Here is a 24,810-nt window from a genome sequence, read left to right on the forward strand (position 1 = left end):
GAGTCCTCCTGTTAATACATTGAAAAATGCGTATGCACTATGTAGAATCAATTTCCTGAATTCATAAAAATATCTCGCAAGCACGCGAAATCGCAAATAGTTATACTACATTATCCGTATTGTTGTTGTGAATTTTCCAGAAATGCTCATAGTGTCATTGCCATAAAAAACATATTCGTGTAAATTCGTGGTCGATTGAATTTTGTGAATCCGGGCTCAGAAGGGGTCATAATGCAAATGCTTTAAGCATATCCCGAAATTCATGGTTTCTCTCACTGATTCTGACCGGGCAGTGTGCCGGTTTTAAGCGAGTCTGAAGGATTCTGTGTCCCAATTTTCTGTACTACCGACCACTTTTCGACCGGCAGGCCAATATTATCAATCAGCACCTGAGCTGAAGCCGCCAGCCCCGAATCCGGGTATTGAGTGATAAACTTCTTTAAAACCTCTAAGGTTTTGTCGTTGTCCTTTATTTCATCATAGTACATATATCCGAGTAAAAACATACCTTTAAAAGCTTCAGCCGAGCCGGGATACTTCTCGATAAGCCGGTTGAAACTCTCAACCGCCAGATCGAACTGTTTCTGTCCCTGGTACGCCATGGCAAGTGCGAGCATCACTTCCGGAGCCCGGCGGTCTTTCGGGAACTTTTTCTCAAAGTGCTTCAGAGTCTTGACACCTTCGTCAAACGTCTCTTTGTTCTGAATCTGATTTTTCCCTTCGGTATACAGCTCATCGGGCGATTTTCCGCATCCGGCATATACCATCATGAGTATTGCACATGCACCCGCAACTCTAGAGATTTTCCCGGGCCAAACAACATAGATGTCCATGACGAATGTCCATCCTCCTGTAAACAGTAAAACCTACTTTTCAGCAGCAGTAATCTTCTTTTCGGAATTCTTTGATGTCGTTTTTGATTCAAAAGACGGCTTATCAGCTTTTGCCGCATTCTTGTATGAGTCGCTCCGGTAATCGGTGGCATAAAAACCGCTTCCCTTGAATATAAGACCTCCGCCCAGACCGATTACACGCTCAACAGTTCCTTTGCAAACAGGACATGTTTTAACAGGGTCATCATTCATGCTCTGAAACAGCTCGAAAGAATGACCGCACTTTTTACATTTATATTCGTATGTCGGCATAAGACCTCCGATAATTTCAAGTTCTAAAGAATAAATATCTAATATAATGAACTACTTTGGTACAGTCAAGGAAGATAACTGCTTCAGCATGTTTCATAGTGTGATACTACGCATGATACTAAAAAAAGTTTCATAACGAGTCACTGTCTGTTTTTAAAAAATATCTGAGGTTGCCGTGAAGAAAACTCATAGCGGTATCTATCCGGCAAAATCACGAAAGAACATGGAGCCTTGTAATGATGAAAAAATCTGACTCATGCGGGTGAAGTATCAGTTATCGGAAATACGGTACTGCTTGAGTTTTCTGTAGAGCGTCCGTTCTCCGATACCGAGCAGCCTGGCGGCTTTCCTGCGGTTTCCCCGTGTGTGATCGAGAGCATCGATGATTGCCTGACGTTCGAGTTCTTCGAGCGTGGGCTCGTTGCCGTTTTCAATGGGTACGACCTCGCGGATTGGCGGATAATCAGTTTCGGCATGAACAATGCGGTTTTCAAACAGGAGTTCCCTGATTTCGCCAATATCCCGTTTCAAATCGAGAAGCGTACGGTAGATGAGCTCCCGTTCGATCTGCTCGGTCTTTTTTTCAGCAGGAACGGGCAAACCATATTGACGGTCGATTTCATCGAGGAGATGAGGAGGAATATCATCGGGGCCGATTGTATGAACAGTGGTGAGCGCAAGGCAGCTTTCCACGAAATTTCTCAACTCTCGGACATTGCCTGTCCATCGCATACGTGACAGAACAGCCTTGGATTCATCGGTGAACCGCCGCAGCGGAAGCCGGTTTTCCTCAGCGTACAAACGTACGAGACGGTCGAGAAGCAGGGGGATATCTTCCGGGCGCTCACGGAGCGGCGGTACGAAAATATCAAGAACCTTGATACGGTAGTAGAGATCCCTCCTGAACGCGCCTTTTTCGACCGATAAGCCCAGATTACGGTTAGTGGCGGTAATCACCCTGACATCGACCGGAATGACATCGGTTCCCCCGACACGCATGATTTCGCGTTCTTCAAGCACTCTCAGGAGCCGGATCTGGGTGGAGTGAGGAATTTCGCCAATTTCATCGAGGAAAATGGTGCCGTGGTCTGCACGCTCGAACATGCCGATCCGCCGGGCGGTTGCGCCGGTAAACGAGCCCTTTTCATGGCCGAACAGCTCGCTTTCGAGAATACCTTCAGCCAGAGCCGCGCAGTTGACCGCCAGGAACGGCTCCTCGGATCGCTGGGAAACCGCATGAATGGCGCGGGCAATCACTTCTTTTCCCGTTCCGCTTTCACCGGTGATAAGAATGGTAATCGGGGTGGCGCCGATCTGCATGATGGTCTGAATGATTTCTTCCATAGCGGGGGACCGGCCGATAAGCCCGGCCTTCCTGACAATAATGGATCGCATCTTCAGCCGCTGCATGGTTTCATTAAACATCTGTCTCCGCAGCGGTTTATCGACCGAATAATGAGCGGAAAGTCGTCGACCAAGCATTTCGCGCTGCTCGTGATCGAGAGGCCCGAGAAGCAGCACAACCGTCTCCATCAGCTCATCAGCACGCTCTCCGGCAAGGCCGATGAGCTCCGTGGGACGTATCGAGCAGTCCAGCAGGACAGCATCGAATTCACGGGTTCCGATACCGGCCGATGCCTCTTTAACCGTTGTGGCCAGAGTGAGCCGGTCACCCTCTTGATCGGAATAATTCTGAACAGCCGTAATGATTTCGGTATCTTTTGAAAGCAGGAGTATTTTCATCGTTCACAATGTTTCGGGATGTGCATACGGATTTGTGATCGTCTTGACCGGATTCAATTTAAAAAACTGCATTGTCATAAGATACGATTTGAGCGGGAAATAATAAAATGATTTTTTACCGCACTACTGAACAAAGCAGACGGCTTCTGCGGGGGGATGGGCACAGGAAAAGCTTTTAAATCGTCAACCGATACGGACAGCTTAAAAATAGAGATCGCGTTTGAATACCTCCACATCAAAGATGGTCACGTCTTTTCCGGACATCTCGATATATTTTTTCAGTTCGAGCTGTTTCAGAACCCGTGTAACCGTCTCACGGGTGGTACCGACCATGTTGGCGAGCTCCTGATGAGTGGGCCGTGATTTGATAGTCACTGTGTTACCGGAAGGTTCCCCGCGCTCTTCGGCCAGTTGCATGAGGATACCGGCTACCCGGCCGGTGACGTCCAGCAGGGCGAGGCTTTCGATTCGTTCGTCGGCTTTACGGAGCCGTGAGGCAAGCTCTTCAAGGAGTTTGAGCGCGATATGCGGATGATTTTCGAGCAAACGGTAAAAATCGCACCTCCGAATCAACTGTAACTCAGAGTCCTCCATGGATATGACCGATGCCGACCGGGGTTTACCGTCCAGAAGTGACATTTCACCGAAGAAATCACCCTCACCGAGAATGGAAAATATTACCTCTTTACCATTTTCGGTAAATGTAGTTACCTTGACTTTTCCGTTGATAATTATAAATAATGTATCACCTTCTTCGGCTTCAAGAAGAATGATTTTTTCTTTCGGGAAGGTTTTATTGATGATGACATGTTTTATCGCTTCCAGCTCATCGTCCTTGAGTGACGAAAAGAGAGGAATTTGCTGAAGTAGATTCGTCATGGGCTTCTCCATTACGCCGGTGTTTGTACGCAATTTATAATATAGTATATAGTTTTTTTATTTAAAGCAATATAAATGTTGACAGGTTATTGAATAATTATTACGAAAAGATCGTTCATAATGGTTCCATGAGCGATTATCGAAATTTCCCGAACGAAATTACCGCTGCCGATGAATGCTGAATAGGTAAGGCACACAAAATCTGATTGGCGACACGATAGTGTTCCGAGACGGATTGTTTACGATTCCGCGGGTTCTTCCGGGACGAAATCCGCCGAAGACCGTCTGAGCCTGAGATCATCACCATCTTTCCGCTTTCTGACAGCCAGATATATGAGAACCTGGGCGCTGAAAAAGCAACTGAATGCATATGATAAAACCAGGACGGCGATCATCAGGTAGCTCATTCCAAGTATTACGCCTGCGCTGTGAACGGCGGTGGATACACCGGATATATCGGATATCGATATCACAGGGTAGGCAAAGTTAAACCGGTCGAAGAAAGCGATAATGTGCAAGGCAAGATCGAGAGCTCCGGGAACACGGTAAAGAGCAATGGTAAAAATATCGTGAATCGAGCTTCCGAAAAGCAGACCGCATGTGACATTCGTTCCGAATATGGAAAAGAATGAGAACAGCGCGAATATCAAGGTGCTGACTGCCGTAATGACTTTTGCGGTTACCTCATATATGAATAACCGGCAGGGTTGAAGAAGAACGGAAGTGAATGTCTGGATAACCGTTTCGAGAACATCCTCGCAGAGACATGCGGTAATCGATGGAATGAGGACCAGTCCGAAGAGAAACACCAGTTTTACGGCAATGCCCAGCATTCCCCATACAATAACGGGAATACTGCTGACCGCAAAGATAAGCTCCCCCACATAAGGTATCCTTCCCACAGCGCCCCAGATCAGTAATGTGACAGGGAAAATCAGGAACAGCGCACCGAGTATTACGACAGATACGATTGCAGTCGAACCGTATTTACGAGAGAATTGCAGCGCTTCCCGTACCTGAAAAACATCATTGCCGCGGACATCTTCAAATGCAATACGACTGACAGCCGTTGCGGTCGCCAGCAGGTAAAACAGCGCAAACATGATTGTCAGACCATAAAGTATATACTGCCATGTTCCTCTGAATTCAGTCAGGAGAACGGGAAAAAACTCGAAATAGCGAAAAAGGGGCATTATACCTGCAGACCTGCCGGCTTCCGTGAGGAACAGGGAAATATACGTACCGATAATGTATATGAGCCAGGCAACAAGGATACCTCTGAATGAAACCGATATTTTCCGCCATGACCATGCGAGTTTTGGAACCTTGAGAATATCCCGGATATCAAAATGAAGGTCAGTCATTATCAGCCTCTTTCGCAGGACCGCCGGAATCGGGTTTTACAGGTTTTTCCCTGAAAGAACGAGATAGGCAGGAAACACTGATCGGAAATTGCATGTATACCTGTTATAGCTCTTTATTATCCGATCTATTCACAAGACTTGTACACGACAGTATAAATTATTACGCCTTTTATTGTGGAGGATGCCGAAAAAGTCCGTCATGACTGTCACACCGAACTCTTTTCAGTATCTTCTTTCTCTGTATGCACCGATATAAGACATATGTATCAGTAAAAGAATCCCCCGGAGCACTGCTCCGGGATAACTCATTGAATACAAAGGCAAGAATCGAACAGTTAATCACAAGAAATAATATATTGTGTTTTAGTATGAAAAAGAAAGAAAAAAATACACGGAGAAACTGCTTAAGGAATGGTTACGGGTATTATAGCCGAATGCCGGTTCCATGAACTGTCTGTTGTATTATTTTGATAACGGTCGACTGATTAACGTCGCTTTAAACTGGAGTATGGAATCCTGACGTATGACTTTAATAGGCACAGTATCGCCTGATTTTGTCGATGCCACTGCTGTGATCATTTCTTTGGGGGTAGAGACCGGAAATCCGTTATACTCGATAATCATATCATGAGGCTGGAGTCCACACTGGGCTGCGGGGCTGTTTTCCGCAACACTCTGAATTTTGACTCCCTTATCGCCATTATTATCGCCTTCAATAAAAGGAATCGAAATCCCGAGCCAGCCGCTCTGGGTTTGTTCATTATTGATAATTGAGTATGCAATAACAGAAGCATATTCCATGGGAATTACAACATAGAAATTATTTTCCCCGGAGATTTCACCTTCCGGCAAGAACTTATCTTTCACGTGAAAAGCAAGTATACCCAACAGCTTTTCAGCGCTGTCGAACACAGGAGTACCTGCGGTTCCCGGATTCCCGGGGATCGATACCAGAACAGCTCCATCCGAATCATGAATTTTGCTGATAACTCCCTGCGTTACTAAATGCTCATTTTCGGGATGAACACCGAGCAGTATTACTTTATTTCCCGGATGTATGGAATTCCATTTACTGATCGGCGGAGGAGTGAACAGGAACGGCTTCATGATTTTAAGGATGGCGATTTTCTCGGTTTTGTCGGTTCCCACGATTTCGGCATGACTTTCGTCACCCGATCGTGAAACCACGACAACTTTTTCAGCTTTTTTAACGACACAGAGGAATGTAATAAGATGTCCCTGTTCGTCGATAGGAAAAGCAGTACCGACATTTCTGCACCAGCGTGTTTTATTTTTGATCTGCTTATCGTCTGTGTCGCCCTTGAGTTTAGTGTATGCATTGACGGTATATACGCTGTTTTTGTACTTAGCCTCGATTTTTTCGCTGAGAATTCGTATCTCGGCATCAGACGGCTGTTCCTCGGAATACAGCAATGCTCCCCGACAGCAGATTAACAAGGGCAGCATAAGAAGGGCAAAATGTTTTGGCCGTTTTATCATAGGCATCAAGAGGGCGTTGATAAAGTCACTCTTTCACACGCCCGGTGACGAAATATTGTTTTGTTGTCAAGGGCATATAAATCGGCCCCCGAATCAGTTATCGGGGATTCGTACCGATTCCTGACTACCTGTATCATCACATACAGTGTTTATTACCAGACTTTTTAAAAATTTATGAGACTTGCTGATCTTATCGTCTGTTTCTGTGATCTGACCGCCTGCATGTTTTGAAGAAAAATCCCGCCTTCGATATCTGTGGGATGAACAGTTTCAAGCACATAATATACATACACAATCTCGTCAGCGCTATTTTCAGCTTCTTTAACCATTTCGGCGCCGCTCGGAGAATTCATGTTCGATATTCTGGTACCTGAATCAAAAGTATTACGGGCATCGGAATAGAAAAACAATGCGGCCACAACTATCATCGAGAATACAGGGACAGTAATAAAAGTCCTTATGTTTTCCCTTATAAAGAGAGAAAAGCGATAAAAGGGATTCTGGAGACGAGCATTTTCGAGCCGAATCCGCGACCGTAACGTGAAGTTAAACTCGGGTGATGTCGTGACAGGCGAAAGCCGTGAAAGCACTTTAACGATGCTTCCCATTTCTTTCATGGCTTTGTTGCATTTCTGACACTGCGAAGCATGTTCGAGGAAACGAATTTTTACAGTGTCGGCAAGTTCTTCATCAATGTACGCCCTTAAATGTTTTTTGAACATTCTGCATGTAAAAGCTTCTTCATTAGCATTTTTCACTTCGTTATTTCACCTCCTTGTTGTTTCTTTTTGAGTTGTGCGGGTTTTCGCGCTTGCATATCTATTGTACTCACCTATACTGTTAAAAGTTCCTTATTACGAAAGAAACTATTCATAAATTTTTTCCGAACTATACAATGAAACAGGAACTGCACCATTAATTCTGAAACAATTCGTCGTCAGGGGAGTGCCCCTTAAGCTCTTTCTGAAGCTTCAACCGTGCACGGTTAACTCGAGATTTGACAGTGCCGACAGGGACTCCGATAATTTTGGAAATCTGTTTATAACTCATCCCCTGAATATCCCTCAGAATCAATGCTTCCTTATATTTAATCTGGAGACTATCGATTGAATCCTGAACATTGTCATCGAGCATCCTTACAGCAGCAGCCCTGTCGGGACTCATTCCCGTATCGGGGAGTTCGAATGGTTTCTCTTCGTCATTGCTGCTGGTATCAATTGACAGGAACCTCCACCTTTTCCGTCGTCTCAATTCACTTTTGGCCAGGTTGCCCGCAATAGTAAAAATCCATGTCGAAAAATTCGCTATAGCCTTATAATCGCGCCGTTTTCTGAATACCCTGAGGAAAGTCTCCTGAACAATATCTTCGGCAACATCATGGTCCTTTACAAACCTGTATACAAAATTAATAAGCCTGTTTTTATAACGTTCAACAATGATGTCGAAAGCATCAATATCCCCATTTACCAGCCCATCGAGAAGTTCTTTATCCGAAATCGTTTCGTTATGTATCTTCATGGTAGTTGCGATCATCATGTTCCATACTCCCGGAGATGGTACTTATACAACGACCGGGAGTTTCATTAGTTCCTGAAAAATACGGTACTTTATCAAAAATAGCTTTATTTTATTGCGGAAATGTCCAATCAAACGATGAAAAAACATCATTTTCTTGTGTCCGGTTCCCTCAATTTATCAAGCGGAAAGGGTATACCAACAATATATAAGAAAAATAATACTATAAAACACATATTTTTCAAAGATTTCTTTTCAGGAATATTGCAAGTCCCGAAATCATGATGCGGATATGTCCGATTAATCCATGAAATTGAGTCCAGATCCCTATTTGATCGGGGGGTGAAATGTTTATTCAAGAGATGAATCCACGTGCTGTTGTTGAAAAGTTTCCGCGGAACTCCAGCGCGATGGTGCCCCGAATGAGACTATCCCGTCACTGACCGGATATGTGATTCAATGGCGGTCATTACGATATGTATGCTCAGCGCCGTTTAATGAATTATACGGGCTCGATTTGAACAGTAAATAACTACTGAAAGATGGTGTAAATATTTTTCCATTTCTATTTATGTCGCCATGTCTCCGCGGTTAATTATTAATGAATATTTTAGGCGGAAAACTTTTTTTACAAGTCATTAAACATGATATTTATCGTTTGACTTATAGTTTTAATAAGCATATCTTTACCTAATTAGTATAAAACTGAAGTTACTACATTCCTTTTGAGGAGGCGAACAAGGTGCGGTTACGCTTTATAAAGATTTTTGGGTTATTCTTCACAGTTTATTTACTCTTTATGTCATCTTTATGGGGGCAGGGGGCATTTTCGACTGATTTTCCTCAGATACGTCAGTATTTTCAATCAAATACTTCACCATACTATCCTACTGATATAGGGACCGTACCCAGTATTATGGCCGGGCAGACCGCCGCCGAAAAGCTGGAACAGGTTCCCGAGCAGAAAATGCAGCCTGCAATGCAGGAAATTCTTTTCGATAAAAAGGTCGATCCTGATAAATACATTGTCGGTCCCAGTGATGTGATCGGGGTTTATCTATGGGGTGAACTCGACAGGGAATATACGAACTACGTTACACCGGAGGGTTATCTGATTCTGCCCACAATCGGTCAGATTATGGTTGCCGATAAAACCCTCACCGAGGTTCGTGAAATTATATCGAACGCGGTTAAAAAACAGTATAAGGATATCGATACCACTATTTATCTCTCCCGTCCCCGAATGTTCAGATTGTCCATTTCGGGTCTTGTGCTCAATGCAGGCATGATAAGTGCAAACTCACTCGAACGTGTATCCGATGTCATCGATCGTGCCGGTCTCATGTATGTTGAGAAAGTGGGTATGCTCGAAAACATTCAGAATATATCGGTTGCACAGGAACAGAGTGAACGGGCGCTCAGTTCCGAGCAGATGACTACCCAGCGTCTCCGCTATGAACGTCAAACGGAATTGGGTGTGCTTGCGAGCGAAGCAAATCTTATGAAACGTGGTTCCAGTCAGCGGTCAATTACAGTATACCGTGGAGATATAAAAATTGATGTTGATTTGCTTCGGTTTCGTAAACTCGGTGATATCGATGATAATCCATATGTTGCCGCGGGTGACTATGTTTTTGTCCCTCAGTATAATGGTGATATGATCATTTCGGGTGAAGTAAATGATCCTGGCAGGTATGAATGGAAATCCAGCGACAGAATTGCGGATCTCGTTGCAATCGGGGGCGGACTTACCGTGCTTGCCGATACCACACGGGCAACGCTCGTCCGGTTCGGCCGAATGGGTCAGAAGTCTGAAAACATTGATATTGATCTTTATGACGCTCTTTTGAAAAATCCGGACGATCCCAAATATCTCATTGAGGAATCTGACAGGCTCTTTGTCCGTCAGAAATACAATTATAAAGTTATTGCAAGTATCAGGCTGGACGGCCAGGTGACCTATCCCGGTGAATATGCCATAACACCCGGTGTCACAACGCTCAATGAGATCATCACAATGGCCGGAGGCTTTACTGACTTGTCAAATCTTGAAGAAGCGCGACTTGTCAGGCGTGTTTCTTCTGCCACACAGGATCTTGAATACGAGCGACTCCGCAGAATGCAGCGGTGGGAAATGACGCCTGAGGAGTACGATTATTATAAGAGCAGGTCACGCACCATTCAGGGTGAAATCACGATCGATTTTGTAAAACTATTTATCGACAAGGATATGACCAATGATGTGGTTCTCCAGAATGGTGATGCGATTTTTATACCGTTCAAGCGAGAATTAGTCAATGTTTCAGGAGCGGTCAATGAACCAGGTTATGTAAAAATCGAGCCTGGTCAGGATATTCATTTTTACATTGCGAAAGCTGGCGGATTCAAATGGGATGCCGACTCGCATAAAGTACGAATAGTCAAAGCAAAAACAGGCCAGCGTTTAAGACCCGGCGGTAATGTTCTGATCGAGGGAGGCGATATTATTCATGTGTCTGAAAAAACCCCGATTAACACGTGGGAAGTATTCAGGGATTCCGCACAGATATTCGCCAACGTTGCGACTATTATAATACTGGCAAAGCAGATAACGAAATTATGACCGGGCATCACAAATATCTGGAACTTCAGAGTTTCTTTAAATGAGAATACGGAGTGGTTATGGAACGTAAAGAAGTTAATATTCTGGATTATTTCTTTCTTCTCTATAAAGCACGAAAATTTATAGTGATGAATTTTATTATTGTCTGTATTCTGGCGGGAGTGACTTCATTTCTGATGCCGAAGTATTATAAGAGCAAGGCCTCGCTCCTTCCTCCGACCGATACTCAGAAAGCGTTCGGATTTTCGGATGTGCTGGCATCGATTCCGGTTACAACCCTCCGGCTCGGAACCAAAGGCTCACCGGCTGAAATATTCATGGGTATAGTCAGGAGCCAGACAGTTGGGATTTCGATAGTAGAACAGTTTAATCTCGTTGAAGTGTACGGTGTATCCGACCGTGACGCCGCACTGAATGTTCTTAACGGTTTATCGGATATAACGACTTCGCGGGAAGGACTGATAGACATCGAGGTCGAAGACAGGGATCCGATGCGAGCGGCGGCTATTGCCAATGCATATGTGGCTCTGCTCGATTCGGTCAATCAGGTTATCAACCAGCGCGGCGCCCGTGAGCGGGCTGATTTTATCGAACAGCAGATTCATGATAACGATATCGCCCTTGCCCAGGCGGAAATGGAACTGAAGGAATTCCAGATAAAGACAAATGCCATTTCGCCGTACCAGCAGGCGCGGATAGCATTATCCATCGCCTCCGAGCTTGAGCTTGATATCATGAACAAGGAGAATGCGCTCAGGGAGTATCGGGAAAAATCATATTCGAATTCGCATCCTGTGGTCAGGGAAATCATGAACAGCGTCATGCTTCGCGAAGAACAGCTTCACAACATGCGTTTCGGAGCGCCCCATGAAGCGCGGGAATCACTGTTCATTCCCCTCCAGAATGCTCCCGATTTGACCCTTCAGTATGCGAAGCTTACACGGCGGGTCGATATTCTCGGTACCCTTGAAGAGCTGCTTCGTCAGCATTACGAGGAATCGCGTATTCAGCAGGTTAATACCACCTCGACGGTAACCATACTCGACCGCGCCAAGCCGGCTATCCTCAAATGCAGGCCAAAGCGTAAACTAATTGTTCTCGTTGCGGGTGCGGCGTCCATTTTCTTTTCTATCGTGTCGATAATTATCATCGAATACTTCAACAAATTATCAGAGCTCAATCCGGAAAATCAGCTCAAAGTGGAGCGGCTGGCACGATTTTTACGGATTGAGAACTAACGCACCACCGTTATGGGCTTTCTGAGAGGTTTCTCAATCGCAATGGGAGCCAGTGTTTTCATGCTGGTTCTCTCGTTTTTCAACAACAAGCTTATTTATATCTTCCTGGACAAGTCGGATAACGGCATCTATTTTATATTCATGCGTTTTTCCATGTTCATCTCTCTCATCTTCAGCGAATGGTTCCGCCTTTCAAATGTCAATATTGCCGGGGGCGACAGGAATCTAATCCCTGTGCTTTCGGCCAATAACCTCTGGTACAGTATTTCGGTCGGTCTGCTCATGATTGGTGCCGCATTTGCCCTCGCTCCCGTGACCGACAGATTTGTACCGGGAATGCCCTGGAGATACATTCTTGCCGCCGGGGTGGTCGGCTCACTCGTGATTCTGAAGGAATCCTCCCAGTCCATACTGATGGTTACCCAGCGGATGTACCGGTACGGGATTACCTTTGTAGTGTGGTTTTCGGCAGTCCTTGGGTTGAATATCCTCTTTCTCATGATTTTAAAACGCGGACTCGATTTCGTTGTGGCTGCCTGGTTCCTGGGAATTCTGGCCGGTACTCTGTGGGCTTATTTTTCCGTCGTTTCGTTTGCAGGAATCAATCTGAAACCCTCATGGAACGTTTTCACCATGTCGGGTAAAATCGGAGCACGGGCATGGCTCGCCGCGCTTGGTATGTTTGTCATGATTAACATCCATACCTTCACCATCGGCCCTCTGCTCAATAAAACCGGGCAGGGGCTTGCGATGATAGCGATATTTTCCGTGTGTTTCAGGGTTTTTCAGCTTCTCCAGCGTGTTTCAAATGTCAGCGGGACAATCCTCTTTTCCCATATTGTTCAGCAGGAAAAGCTGGCCGGGCTCAGAATGACCATGCTCGTTTCGAGGAACATCATATTCTTTTCCGTCATATCATGCATTATTGGCATGGTGATGGGGAAGGGGATAATCCTGCTTATCGCAAACTCCACCTATCTCATGGCATATGTTCCCCTCCTCCTCATGCTTCCCGGGATAGTTGCCATAAACGCCGGAAGTGTCATCAATAATCTTTACTGGGGACAGGGATATCCCTACCATGTGATTCTGGCGCCGTTCTGGGTCGCAGTCGTCGGCATCGCCCTCGATGTGGTTCTCATACCCGTATACGGTGTGAGCGGCGCAACCCTTTCGTTTACCCTTATGGGTGTTGTGTGGTTTGGATATATGCTGTATCTTTTCCGGAAAGATTCAGGATACCGTCTCGATGAAATTCTGCTTCCCCGCAAGGAGGATTTCACACTTTTATGGACACGGTTCAGGGTTAAGTTTTCCGGAGGTGGACGGTGAAAATCGGCGTGATTTCTCATTTATTCCCGGGAAAGCGCATGCCCATGAGCGGGATTTATGTTCAGGAAGAGATCGACAGCCTTGCGCGGCTTGTCGATATACGTCTGCTTGCTCCGCTTCCCAATCAGCAGTGGTTCGGTGAAAATCACCGGGATATGGCGCTTTCGGGATATCCGGTTGTTCGTCCTTTTGTGCTCGCTTTTCCGCGGTGGTTCCTGCAGGGATTGTACCCGGCAAGCATGGCGCTGAGCCTGAAAAATACCGGAAGGCATTTTTTTTCGGGATGCGGCTGTATTCACGTTCACACTGCTTTCCCGGATGGCGTCGCAGCCGTCAAAGCCTTTGGCGGACTATTTCCGCTCGTTGCTACGGTTCATGGAAGCGATATCAACCATTTCGCCATGAAGCCGAATCTCAGGCCGGGTATCGTTGACGCTCTTAACCGGATGGAGTGTGTGATCTGTGTCAGCGGCGCTCTCGAACGGACAGTAAAGGAGCTCGGTGTGAGTGTTAAAACGACCGTTATTCCCAATGGCGTCGACACAGGTCTTTTCAAACCCGGGGAAAAGGAGCATGCATGCAGTGAGCTTAATCTCGATGTGAATCGTCCCCGTATTCTGTTTGCGGGGAACTTTGTTCCCGTCAAAGGTGTTGAATATCTTATAAAGGCCATGCCCCACGTTCTGAGTCTTTATCCGGACTGTGAGCTGGTGCTTCTCGGCGCAGGTCCGGGAACCGGGGACAGGACGCGATACGAGCACCTTATCCTGGAAGCCGGTGTATATCATGCGGTTCGAATAGAAGAAAGGGTGTCCAAGAAGATTCTTCCGGCGTGGATACGCAGTTCCGATGTTGTTGCGGTGCCGAGCATCAGAGAAGGTTTCGGTCTCATCGCGGCAGAGGCGCTTGCGTGCGGGCGTCCCGTGGTGGCAACCCGTTCCGGCGGGCCGGAAGACATTGTCGGAGAGGGTGAGGGTATTCTCGTTCCACCCCGTAATCCCGAAGCGCTCGGAGAGGCACTTGCACGTGTTTTTGATGTGTCGTCGGGCTTTCACAGCCCCGAGGAAATGGCCGAATCGGTAAGGAAGCGTTTTTCGTACGAAACCATCGCCCGGAATATCGTATCGGTGTATGAATCGGCCTGTGATATGCCCGTAACAGGCTGATTGGCAGCAAACAGGAGTGAAATAGCTGAAAATTATATATCGACGTCCCATATTACATTATATTATTACCGGAGAACCACCACTTCAGGAGAATGCTCTGCCTCCTGTCAAATACCTTCAGGAGACCAGAATACTTTTACACCTCAGTAGTTTAGTAACATTGTGACTGAAAGATATTATATATCAGGATTTGATAAGGTTTTACGGAGTTGATTTTTATATGAGTTTATAGGATAGAATGGGGCTGGTTGTGGAAATTCTGTTCACCGTTTGTCTGGTTTGTATTATATATTCCTATTTCGGATATCCGCTGCTCCTGATTTTGATGACCCTGGGCAAGAAAGAAAACGAATCCGATGTGACGGGAGATTTACCATCCGTATCGTTTATAATTTCGGCGCATAATGAAGAAACAATAATTGAGAAGAAGCTGCTCAACACGTTCGAAATCGATTATCCCGGCGACCGTTTTGAGGTAATCGTCGTTTCCGATGGGTCCTCCGATAATACACCCTCGATTGTCCGCCGTTACAGTGACCGTGATGTTACCCTGGTTGAACTTCCCGAACATGTGGGGAAGACTGCCGCCCAGAATGAGGCTATACGGCATGCAACAGGCAGTATTATCGTGTTTTCTGATGCGAATGGCATGTTTGAGAAACAGGCGGTCAGAACGCTGGTCGGAAAATTTTTCCGTGATAGCGTGGGGTGCGTGTGCGGCGAGCTCCGGTACCGGAACAGTGACGCGTCGTCTATCGGGAAAAGTGAAAACACGTACTGGGAATACGAACAGTTCTGCAAAAAACATGAAAGCCTTCTCGGCAGTCTTTTAGGGGTTAATGGCGCAATATACGCGGTACGCCGCGAGTGTTTTGTGGAATTACCTCCCGATATCATCAGTGATTTCATTCTGCCCATGATGATATATGAAAACGGGTGGGAGATTCGATACTGTTCCGAGGCGGTAGCGGTCGAGGATGCGTCCAAATCATTCGGGGATGAATTCCGCAGGAAGAAAAGGATTATCGTCAGGAGTCTCCACGGTTTATTCAGAAATTCCCGTTTTCTCAATCCGTTTTGCAAAGGATTTTTTTCCATCGAGATATGGAGTCACAAGCTTATACGGTGGTTTGTGCCTGTTTTGCTTGCGGGAATGGTGGTGACAAGCGGATTGCTCTTCGATCATATGGTGTTCCGGTATATTTTTGCCATTCAGATCGTTTTTTATTGTATGGCCGTGGCAGGTGCGGCAGGAGGTGAACGGGCGCGGTCCTTTTCATTTATATATATTCCCTATTATTTTTCCGTAATAAACCTTGCTGCTCTCATGGCAATTGTCGAATTTATCATGGGAGAGCGCTATAAAACCTGGAGCACTGTCAGGAGTTGATCATTTCGTGAAGTCCTTCCCGGACAGAACCCTCTTGCTGGTCCTCGACCAGACCATGATCACCGGTTCTTTTATCTTGACCTACTGGCTGTCTTACCACAGCGATTTAGCCCACGATAAGCCGTACATGTCACTTGCAGGTCTATGGGATGTATGGTTTCTCATTAGTGTGTTCTGGCTCCTCCTGTTTGCCATGTTCGGATTATACGGTAAATGGAAGAATACTTCCCGTTTTGATGAGATCATCTCGGTTTATAAAACCATAACGATAGGGGCAATTGTTTTTCTCATCATCGCTTTTTCCGAAATTCACGATTATTCAAGGGAAAAACTCATCGTTCTGGCGTACTGGGCATCCCTCGTTGTGTTTGTCGGTCTCGGCAGGCTGGGAGTCCGTACTGTGCAGCGGGTGCTTCTGAGCAGGGGTATCGGTCTCAGGCCGTCGATTATTGTCGGAACCGTATCATATATCGTCGATATGCTTAAAAAGATAAGGCAGGCTCCCGCGCTCGGATACGATATCAAGGGTGTCATACCCACCGATCAGGGCCGTCACCCCAAAAAAGTCGAAGACATACCGGTACTCGGCACGGTGAAAGACCTCCATACCATTATCGAAAAGTATGGCATTACGGATGTGCTCATTGCCCTGGAGTTCCGGGAGGAGGATGAGATATTCAAGCTTATCTCGTCCGCGGATTCATTCGATGTCGACTTTTCCATTCTCCCCGGACCCGCGGATGTATTGGCCGGGCGGATGATGTTCAACCAGTTGTACGGTTTCCCCATGATACGGATTCTTTCCGAACCTATTCCGCCCTGGGAAAAGAATGTCAAGCGTCTTATGGATATCTGTGCCAGTCTGGCGGTCATTATCCTGTTATTCCCTGTTTATATGATAATCGCGGCGGCAATAAAACTCGATTCGGAAGGACCGGCCATTTATTCGCAGGAACGCATCGGCTATCGCGGAAAACGTTTCAACGTCTGGAAATTCCGGTCAATGGTGAAGGATGCCGAGAAATTGACAGGCCCTGTATGGGCAGATAAAAACGATACCCGCATAACCCGTGTGGGAAGGTTTATCCGTAAAACGCGGCTCGATGAGCTGCCTCAGGTATATAACATACTCAAAGGCGATATGAGCATTGTCGGGCCGAGGCCTGAACGGGAATTTTTTGTGGAACAGCTCAAGAAGAAAATACCCTATTATGCCCTCAGGCTCAAGGTTAAACCCGGTCTTACCGGATGGGCGCAGATTAAACACAATTATGACCGTACCCTCGACGATGTCCGTGAAAAACTGAAATATGATCTCTACTATATTGAAAACATGTCGCTCAGCATGGATTTCAAGATAATCATCGCGACCGTATTTGTCGTTATTGGTGCACGAGGCGCTCATTAGTGGGTGAAATGAACAGAAAAAAAAAGCTGATTCCGGGAATAACCTCGGGAACGGTAAAAGCGGTAATCTTTATCATTCTGATTGGGATTGCCATTGTTATCTGGATTTATACACAGTTCATCTTCAATCAGGTGAGGGAATTTCAGAAATCGGTTGTAAGGACACAGATCGCAATATATGTCAGTGTCATAGATCCGACCGAACCCGATACGAGCAATCTGTTCGATTATGTAAGAGAATCTCCGATTCCGCGCATCATTTCGGATAATGATCTCAATCCCATTCAGGGATTCTGGCAGAATGTCGGTATCTCTCCCGATAAATCGGATGAACAGACATATCGAAAGCTGCGGACGCTTTTAAAAAAAATGGACGAGATAAATCCTCCCGAATCGTTTCCGCTTTTCCGGCTCGAACATCATATCGATACCCTGACCGTATACGAATATCCTCCCTCACGCAATTTTCCCATCGCAATAACCGATTCAACCGGCGCCGTTTTCTATTCGCGCAATATTCCCGTCGATTCTTCAAATGTCCCCGCTTTCCAGTATGCACTCAATAAAATGGATGCATATTCACCGCCCATGTTTTTTTTCAGGGATAAAGAACCTGCGCTTGTTTTTCATGGTATCAATGCACAGCGTATCTGGCCGGTTTTAGTAACGAATCAATCCGGCAAACCCCTTTACTGGAATGATATCAGTGTCGCGCATAACGATACGACTGCTGCCGGGAATGAAAAACTGGAATCATTTGCGGTTCTTGCCCGTGAACAGGGCATCACCTATGATATTGTCGTAAATTATGATCTTGTCGTCACGGAAACATGCCTGTTCCATTATGGTGATGTTCCATTTCTCTCCTGGATCGGATGGCTGCCCGTCATAGAGTTTGCCGTATTGTTGATACTCCTGTGGGTTGGATTCATCGGTTTCAAGAATATAACCAATGCCGAGCAGCGTTCGATCTGGGTCGGGATGGCAAAAGAGACTGCGCACCAGCTCGGAACGCCGATAAGCTCGCTTGGCGGCTGGCTCGAGCTTCTCAGAACGGAGCATGAAGCCGGTCTGATAGACCAGGCTGTCCCTGAGATGGAGTATGATGTCGAACGGCTGACACGGGTTGCCGCACGGTTTTCAAGTATCGGTTCGAAGCCGGAGCTGCAACCGATCGAACTCTCGGACGTCCTTGACGAAGTGCTTGATTATTTCAGAGCACGAGTGCCCCGCATGGGGCGAAGTATTTCGATCGAAGGTCATTACAGCGGGCTCAGTCGCGTCATGGGGAATCATGAGCTTCTGAACTGGGCTTTTGAAAATCTTATAAAGAATTCGCTCGCTTCCATAGACCTGCCGGAAGGGTTGATTACGGTCAATGGTTCGATGTCGAAGGATTTCAGGCATATAATCCTCGATTTTATCGATAACGGCAAGGGTATTCCGTACGCTGACCAGAAGAAAATCATGAAACCCGGTTTTACGACAAAAAAACGCGGATGGGGTCTGGGCCTGAGCCTTGTTAAAAGGATAATTGACGACTATCACAACGGAAAAGTATTTCTAACTGAAAGCAGACCGGGAGCCGGGACAACGTTCAGAGTGATTATACCGGCTGTTTCGGGCAAAGAAAGCAGTTGATAAATGAAAAGAAAAATTCTATGGGTTGATGATGAAATCGATCTTCTCAAGGCGCATATCATTTTTCTCGAGAAGAAGGGGTATGAGCTGGTGCCGGTGACCAATGGCCAGGATGCGATTGCCCTGGTGAAGGAACGGACATTCGATGCTGTGCTCCTGGATGAGATGATGCCGGGAATCGATGGTCTCAGTGTTCTGGCGGAGATCAAGAATTACGATCCGGGTCTGCCGGTTGTCATGATAACAAAGAGCGAGGAAGAGCACCTCATGGATGATGCTCTCGGGTCGAGAATAAGCGACTATCTTATAAAACCGGTCAATCCCAGCCAGATATACACGACCCTCAAACGGCTGCTCGATTCACGGCAGCTCAGGAGCGAACGTGTCAGCCGTGAATTCGCCCGTCAGCTCAACCTCAACAGGCAGGAACTTTCCATGGGGCTCGATTATGAGCGATGGCCTCAGATGTATGCAAACATTTCGTCCTGGGATATTGAAATCAGCACATACAACGATTCCGGGCTGAACCAGATTCATGCCGACCAGAAAAAGGAATACAACCGGGAATTTTCGAAATATATCGAAAAAAATTATCGATCGTGGATACAGGACGGGGGCCCGGTTTTTTCACATAATATCCTTGACCGGTATGTTGCTCCGCTCCTGAAAAACAATGAGCGAGTGTATTTCATTGTTATTGACTGTTTTCGCCTCGATCACTGGCTTTCCATCGAGGCGAAGCTGGAAGAAATGTTTTATATCGACAGAAACTACTATTATTCCATTTTACCGACAGCAACACCGTTTTGCCGTAACGCCCTGTTTGCGGGACAGCTTCCGGTCGAGATTGCTAAAATCTACCCTGAAATCTGGCAGTCTGCGGGTCATGACGAGGCGGGTATGAATATCCACGAACAGGAGCTTCTTGAGATGTACCTGGCGCGAAAGGGTATAAGGCTCGACCATAAGCCACATTATGAAAAGATAATTACCAATGACGATGCAGTGGCATTTCAGAAAAAGCTCGGCGGTCTGAGAGACAACCAGTTTATCAGCGTCGTTTATAATTTTGTCGATCTTTTATCCCACCAGCGCTCGGAAAGCAACATTCTCCAGGAAATTGCGCCCGATGAAGCCGCATTCAGGAGCCTGACACGGTCGTGGTTCGAGCATTCGGTGCTTCTCGAAACCCTCCGAACCGCAGCTTCCGAGCGGGCGACTGTCGTTATAACGACCGATCACGGAAACATCATGTGTGAAAAGGCGACTATTGTCAAGGGTGACAAAACGACCTCCACCAATGTCCGATATAAGTACGGCAGGTATCTCAAGTGTGATCCCGCCGAGGTATTCCTTGTCGATGATCCGAAAGCGTACGGTCTTCCTTCCATTGGCCAGGGGACGACCTATCTGTTTGCAAAGAATGAAGATTATCTCGTGTATCCGAATAATTTCAGGCTGTATCAGAAACTCTATCAGAATTCCCTTCAGCACGGCGGTATATCGATGGAGGAAATGATTCTCCCGGTAGGAGTGTTGAGGCCGAGATGACAGAACGGTTTGTTTCTATGAGCGAACCCGAAACCCTTTCGATAGCCGGGGCTTTCGCGAAGACCCTTTCGCCGGGAACACTTGTGGCGCTTACCGGAGAACTGGGAACCGGGAAAACTGTTTTCGCCCGTGGCGTGGCTCTCGGTCTCGGCGTAAAAGAAAAGGTGACAAGTCCCACATTTACACTCATTAACGAGTACCGCGGACAGATTCCTCTCTATCACATGGATTTATACCGGCTCAATTCGAAGAGGGAAATCGAGGATATCGGTGTCAGCGATTATTTTTACGGTAATGGTATCTGTATCGTCGAATGGGCGGAAAAACTTGATGAGCTTATGCCGGAAAACACTGTCAGCGTTTCATTCAGACAGATCGATCCGAACCGTCGTGAAATAATCATTGAAAGACCTGGTTGAACATGAAAAGCAGAGGCGTTGTTACATCGATCGAGGGAAACAGAGCAAAAGTATCGGTTACCACATCGACCGAATGTATGGGTTGTCCCTCTAAAAGTCACTGTCATTCCGATACCCTGAACAGCCGTGAAATCGTCGTCATCAACGAACTCGGCGCCCGGGTATCGGATCATGTGGTATTTGAGGCCGATCCGGGAAAGGTGATCGTTTCCGGTGTGCTTATCTGGATTGTTCCGATTCTTGCTATGATAGTGGGGTACAAGGCAGCGCAGCGGTTTTCCGCAGGCTTCATACCTATCGGAGCGGCGTTTCTTTTTCTTCTGCTTACATTCGTATTACTGAAATTTGTGGATCAGAAACTTTCGGGAGGCAGGACGTTTTATCCGAGAATAACCAGTATTGTCGATGCTTCATCCTCAGGTGAAAATTTCTGTGAAGGCCGGTAATTCCGAAGCGTATTTAAATGAATAAAATTTGCGATGTGTAATTCGAAGACACGAAGACAATGAGAGCACTGTATAAAGAATCAAAGGATTTGGAAGGAGAGGATCAGGTGCCTGAATTGATGAACATCGGGAGGGGGTCTTTCTTTTCGCCGAGGTAGATAATGCCATAGTGGAGGTGGGTGCCGGTCGTTCTTCCCGTTCGTCCCATTATACCTATTATATCGCCCTTTTTTACAATATCGCCCTCTTTTACTTTCATCATCTGGAGATGCCCGTACAGGGTTTCATAACCGTACTTGTGTCTTATTCTGATGCACCTCCCGAGGTTTCCCTGATATTCCGCAGATTCTACAACGCCATCCGCCGTTGCCTGTATGGGATCACCGACGTTACCTCCGAGATCGATGGCATCATGCATATGCCAGTATCCCCCGATAGGATGGGTACGCCAGCCGAATTTACAGGTTATTCTGAAAGAGTTCGGTGTTGGAATAATGGTTGGCGTATTATCGATGATATCCCTGTTTCTCGACAGATTCGACTGGATTTCATTAAAACTTCTTTCCTGAACGTTGATACGGCTTTCAAGGGTAGAAACGCCTGTGAACAAATCAGTCAATTTGACTTTCAAATCATTGGAAAAATCCGCAAATTCAGATGTATCAACCATGACATGACCACCTATACCCGCATTATACATGTCTCTGTCGGGCAGTGTGTTCATGAGTGCATAAAGACGGAATGCCTGGTCGTTTCTATGGATTTCCCTGAGCTTTAAATTCATTTTTTCAAGTAATTTCAGTGATGAATCGATGTTTCTGAGGTGTTTGTCCCTGATGGAAACTGCTGTTTTGTAATCTTTTTCCTGGACGAGTTTGATGTGATAACCGATGATAAAGAAGAGGCATAACAAAAAGGTGATAATTAATGCAGAGAAAACGCCGATGAAAAATTTACCGGTAAAGCTTCCTGTTTTAACGTCACGGCCGCTGTCCGGCACAATGATCATTGAAAAAAAGCGGTTTTCCATATAAAAGGCCCTTCATGGACAGGTTGAATACTGATTTTTCACCGCTTCCCCCGTCACATCACCTAACAGGAAAAAAATATAAAAATCACCAGATTAAAACTTAATATAACCTCTCCTCTAAACATGTCAAGTAAAAAAAACATAGTTACTTATCGGGAAATATCAGTCAAGGACAAAAACCTATGAAAATACCCGGTAAACCCGCATGTAATAAAGCTGCACCATTATGATTATTAATTCACTTATAGATAATTGTCAATATATGACAGTGTGTGGCGATCAATTCACCTCACTATTCATCTAATTGTACGGTTTTCTTCATACCGATGCGGAATGAAATATGTAATACAGTTGATAATATAATAGTTATGAACATTGACATCGTACAGACCGTATACAGGGTTGCAAGATTAATTTCACCGCTCAGAACACCGTTGAATCCCGGTAAAAACCTAGTCAGTATGAAAAGCGACAGCGGCCCGAGGGGAATACAGTAATTAATTTCCCTGAGGGTCGGACGCGGGAAAGAAAAAATACGGGCGGTAATAAAGAAAGTGGTAATACGTGTAAAAAGAAAAAACAGGGTAAAAATAAGGGCCAGTGTCCACCCTGTTTTCCCGAGAAGATACATCTGATCGATGGGCAGCCGTGTTCCGAAAAGAACAAAAACAAAAAGCAGGGGAAGTGCGGATTTTTCGATGAGGCATGGTTCCCGGTCGGAAAAACATCCCTCATACAATCCTGTTCCGACTGCAAGAAAAATATAGTCCAGCCCGGCAATTTTTATAAATGGGTACATGAGGAGCATGGTTGTGAGCGGATACAGACTCTGCAGAGACCGGGATGTAGTATGTATAAGTTTTTCTGATACATATGCCCATACAAATCCGACCACGGTTGATGTCAATCCGATGATCAGCGGCATAAGGGCCATTTTTATGCGGTCCGGATTATGCGGATTCATGAAGGCAGTTGCGACACCCCATGCGATTACCGAAACCACGAAACCTCCGAAAGCAGCCTGTAAAAGCTGCGCACGGCGGGGCTGTTTATCCGTTGAGACGAATACCATGAGGGGCGATACGAGTGAAGCGAACAGCCCGAATATGATTTTTACCGAGACAGGATGGGCTGATGGAGCGACAAATCCCGTTGCGAGAGTGCATGAAAGGACAGCCGCGACCGCTCCCATCGAACAATTCTTTATTATATTCCCCGGGCTCTGATGTGAAATCATATGTTTTACGGCTAATGATATGACCATCATTACAAGAATGGATTCTATGAGTGTCATGTATTCGGTGAACTGTTTCCCGACAAAACCAAGCCCGTGTTCTCCCGCAATGAGTCCGGCCAGAATGAAACCGACGGTAACCGGTAATCGCAGGAAGCGCATGACAAGTGAAAAAAGATATGCGGCAAGCGCGAGTGTACCGGCGCTCAGAAGGGGATTGGGAGAATAGCCGCTGTGTATCCGGATCAGGGTTATGATAATCAGAATCAAGAAGCTCAATATGTTAAGCATTTCCGGAATCCTCCATGCGGCGGTTCTTTTCGGTGAACCAGATGTAAAGCACCACTGCGATCTGATTGAAAATCAGGAGGGTAGTATAACACAGAAAAACGGAATGAAATTGCGGAATAGGGAAAGAACATTCCATTACAGCGCCCGCAGCGAGAATTCCCTGGCCGGTCAGCCCGATCCACAGCGCGGGAGATTCGGTCGAGCCCTTTATAGAGCGTGAGAACCAGACTGTGGTCAGCACATACTTGATAACCGCCCGCAACGCGAACAGTCCCAGTGCACAGAAAAAAATGAACGCCAGTTTTAATCTGAGAATGGACAGAAGCGGCGTCACCATGGTACCGAGGCTGAACATGAAGATTTTTTCGATTATTTCATGAGGATCGTTGAGGGCCTGGAGAGTTTCGAGCCTTTTCAGCGTGCTGTTGATAAGGAACGCTCCGGTAATAGTGCCTACAAACAGTGGTGAAAAAGAAAGCGTGGTGCTTATTCCGCTCATGAGCGCCGTAACACTCACCAGGATGATGGAAATACTGTCGGACGAATCTGCGCCTGATACGAGCATATTGAGCAGTATACCTCCGCATATTCCCACGATGATCTGGAGGATGAAGAAGGCCGGAATACCGGTAAATCCATGGCCGAGGACAGTAACTCCGGGATTCTGATACAGCAGTCTGCCCATTATGGCAAGCGCGGTGACGGGAATGATGTTTCCGATCGGCAGGAGGTTATCGAAAACAGGATGATGAGCGCTCTCCTGCTCGCGATAAAAAATGTCTTTTCTCCTGAAGAATGTGAACGAGGCAAACAGGCCGACCATGAGCGCGGTTCCTGACTCGCTCCAGTTTCCGATTCTGAAATAGATATAGATGATTCCGATGATTGAAATGGTGATGAACACGAGTAGAGGTTCG

Annotated in this window: 21 protein-coding genes; 10 read left to right on the top strand and 11 right to left on the bottom strand. The window is 46.2% G+C overall.

The window, feature by feature from the left end; all coding sequences use genetic code 11:
* Positions 1-272 precede the first annotated feature (272 nt).
* The 8 genes from LLG96_03095 to LLG96_03130 form a co-directional block, all read right to left on the bottom strand.
* The gene (locus LLG96_03095; GenBank protein MCE5249185.1) at positions 273-833 is read right to left on the bottom strand and encodes a tetratricopeptide repeat protein; all 561 of its coding nucleotides are present in this window, start codon (positions 831-833) and stop codon (positions 273-275) included.
* Positions 834-866: 33 nt separating this feature from the next.
* Entirely contained in the window at positions 867-1,145 is a 279-nt protein-coding gene (locus tag LLG96_03100; protein MCE5249186.1) for a zinc ribbon domain-containing protein, read from the bottom strand.
* Positions 1,146-1,415: 270 nt separating this feature from the next.
* Positions 1,416-2,888 carry a sigma-54 dependent transcriptional regulator gene (locus LLG96_03105; GenBank protein ID MCE5249187.1) on the bottom strand — a complete coding sequence of 491 codons (1,473 nt, stop codon included), beginning with the start codon at positions 2,886-2,888 and terminating at the stop codon, positions 1,416-1,418.
* 201 nt (positions 2,889-3,089) lie between these two features.
* Complete coding sequence (locus LLG96_03110) at positions 3,090-3,767, bottom strand: Crp/Fnr family transcriptional regulator (GenBank protein ID MCE5249188.1); 678 nt, start codon at positions 3,765-3,767, stop codon at positions 3,090-3,092.
* Between the two features lie 239 nt (positions 3,768-4,006).
* The gene (locus LLG96_03115; GenBank protein ID MCE5249189.1) at positions 4,007-5,131 is read right to left on the bottom strand and encodes a hypothetical protein; all 1,125 of its coding nucleotides are present in this window, start codon (positions 5,129-5,131) and stop codon (positions 4,007-4,009) included.
* A gap of 462 nt (positions 5,132-5,593) precedes the next feature.
* Positions 5,594-6,565 carry a S1C family serine protease gene (locus tag LLG96_03120; GenBank protein MCE5249190.1) on the bottom strand — a complete coding sequence of 324 codons (972 nt, stop codon included), beginning with the start codon at positions 6,563-6,565 and terminating at the stop codon, positions 5,594-5,596.
* 230 nt (positions 6,566-6,795) lie between these two features.
* Entirely contained in the window at positions 6,796-7,389 is a 594-nt protein-coding gene (locus tag LLG96_03125; protein ID MCE5249191.1) for a zf-HC2 domain-containing protein, read from the bottom strand.
* A gap of 157 nt (positions 7,390-7,546) precedes the next feature.
* Positions 7,547-8,167, bottom strand: coding sequence for a sigma-70 family RNA polymerase sigma factor (locus LLG96_03130; protein MCE5249192.1), 621 nt, complete (start codon positions 8,165-8,167; stop codon positions 7,547-7,549).
* 895 nt (positions 8,168-9,062) lie between these two features.
* Here LLG96_03130 and LLG96_03135 point away from each other — a divergent pair.
* The 10 genes from LLG96_03135 to LLG96_03180 all read left to right on the top strand — a co-directional run bounded on the left by LLG96_03135 (position 9,063) and on the right by LLG96_03180 (position 21,338).
* The gene (locus LLG96_03135) at positions 9,063-10,748 is read left to right on the top strand and encodes an SLBB domain-containing protein (protein ID MCE5249193.1); all 1,686 of its coding nucleotides are present in this window, start codon (positions 9,063-9,065) and stop codon (positions 10,746-10,748) included.
* A 59-nt stretch (positions 10,749-10,807) separates the two neighbouring features.
* Positions 10,808-11,986: a hypothetical protein gene (locus tag LLG96_03140; GenBank protein MCE5249194.1), complete on the top strand. Its 1,179-nt coding sequence runs from the start codon at positions 10,808-10,810 to the stop codon at positions 11,984-11,986.
* A 60-nt stretch (positions 11,987-12,046) separates the two neighbouring features.
* Positions 12,047-13,318, top strand: coding sequence for a polysaccharide biosynthesis C-terminal domain-containing protein (locus LLG96_03145; GenBank protein MCE5249195.1), 1,272 nt, complete (start codon positions 12,047-12,049; stop codon positions 13,316-13,318).
* Positions 13,315-14,484 carry a glycosyltransferase gene (locus LLG96_03150; GenBank protein MCE5249196.1) on the top strand — a complete coding sequence of 390 codons (1,170 nt, stop codon included), beginning with the start codon at positions 13,315-13,317 and terminating at the stop codon, positions 14,482-14,484. The genes LLG96_03145 and LLG96_03150 overlap by 4 nt, the downstream gene beginning before the upstream one ends.
* A gap of 250 nt (positions 14,485-14,734) precedes the next feature.
* Positions 14,735-15,874: a glycosyltransferase family 2 protein gene (locus LLG96_03155; GenBank protein ID MCE5249197.1), complete on the top strand. Its 1,140-nt coding sequence runs from the start codon at positions 14,735-14,737 to the stop codon at positions 15,872-15,874.
* Positions 15,875-15,881: 7 nt separating this feature from the next.
* Positions 15,882-17,282, top strand: coding sequence for a sugar transferase (locus LLG96_03160; GenBank protein MCE5249198.1), 1,401 nt, complete (start codon positions 15,882-15,884; stop codon positions 17,280-17,282).
* Positions 17,283-17,290: 8 nt separating this feature from the next.
* Positions 17,291-18,922 (top strand): HAMP domain-containing histidine kinase, encoded by a 1,632-nt coding sequence (locus LLG96_03165; GenBank protein ID MCE5249199.1) that lies wholly within the window; start codon positions 17,291-17,293, stop codon positions 18,920-18,922.
* Between the two features lie 3 nt (positions 18,923-18,925).
* A complete protein-coding gene (locus tag LLG96_03170) occupies positions 18,926-20,473 on the top strand; it encodes a bifunctional response regulator/alkaline phosphatase family protein (GenBank protein MCE5249200.1) in 1,548 nt (515 codons plus the stop codon).
* Positions 20,470-20,892 carry a tRNA (adenosine(37)-N6)-threonylcarbamoyltransferase complex ATPase subunit type 1 TsaE gene (gene tsaE, locus LLG96_03175; protein MCE5249201.1) on the top strand — a complete coding sequence of 141 codons (423 nt, stop codon included), beginning with the start codon at positions 20,470-20,472 and terminating at the stop codon, positions 20,890-20,892. Before LLG96_03170 ends, tsaE begins: the two co-directional genes overlap by 4 nt.
* A 2-nt stretch (positions 20,893-20,894) precedes the next feature.
* Positions 20,895-21,338 carry a SoxR reducing system RseC family protein gene (locus LLG96_03180; protein ID MCE5249202.1) on the top strand — a complete coding sequence of 148 codons (444 nt, stop codon included), beginning with the start codon at positions 20,895-20,897 and terminating at the stop codon, positions 21,336-21,338.
* Between the two features lie 103 nt (positions 21,339-21,441).
* Here LLG96_03180 and LLG96_03185 read toward each other — a convergent pair whose 3' ends face one another.
* The 3 genes from LLG96_03185 to LLG96_03195 all read right to left on the bottom strand — a co-directional run.
* A complete protein-coding gene (locus LLG96_03185) occupies positions 21,442-22,368 on the bottom strand; it encodes a M23 family metallopeptidase (protein ID MCE5249203.1) in 927 nt (308 codons plus the stop codon).
* Between the two features lie 292 nt (positions 22,369-22,660).
* Positions 22,661-23,893: a cation:proton antiporter gene (locus tag LLG96_03190; GenBank protein ID MCE5249204.1), complete on the bottom strand. Its 1,233-nt coding sequence runs from the start codon at positions 23,891-23,893 to the stop codon at positions 22,661-22,663.
* Positions 23,886-24,810 (bottom strand): hypothetical protein (locus tag LLG96_03195; GenBank protein ID MCE5249205.1); only part of this gene is annotated, 925 nt, incomplete at its 5' end. The genes LLG96_03190 and LLG96_03195, both read right to left, overlap by 8 nt.

This window comes from bacterium (assembly GCA_021372535.1).
GTDB lineage: Bacteria > Latescibacterota > Latescibacteria > Latescibacterales > Latescibacteraceae > JAFGMP01.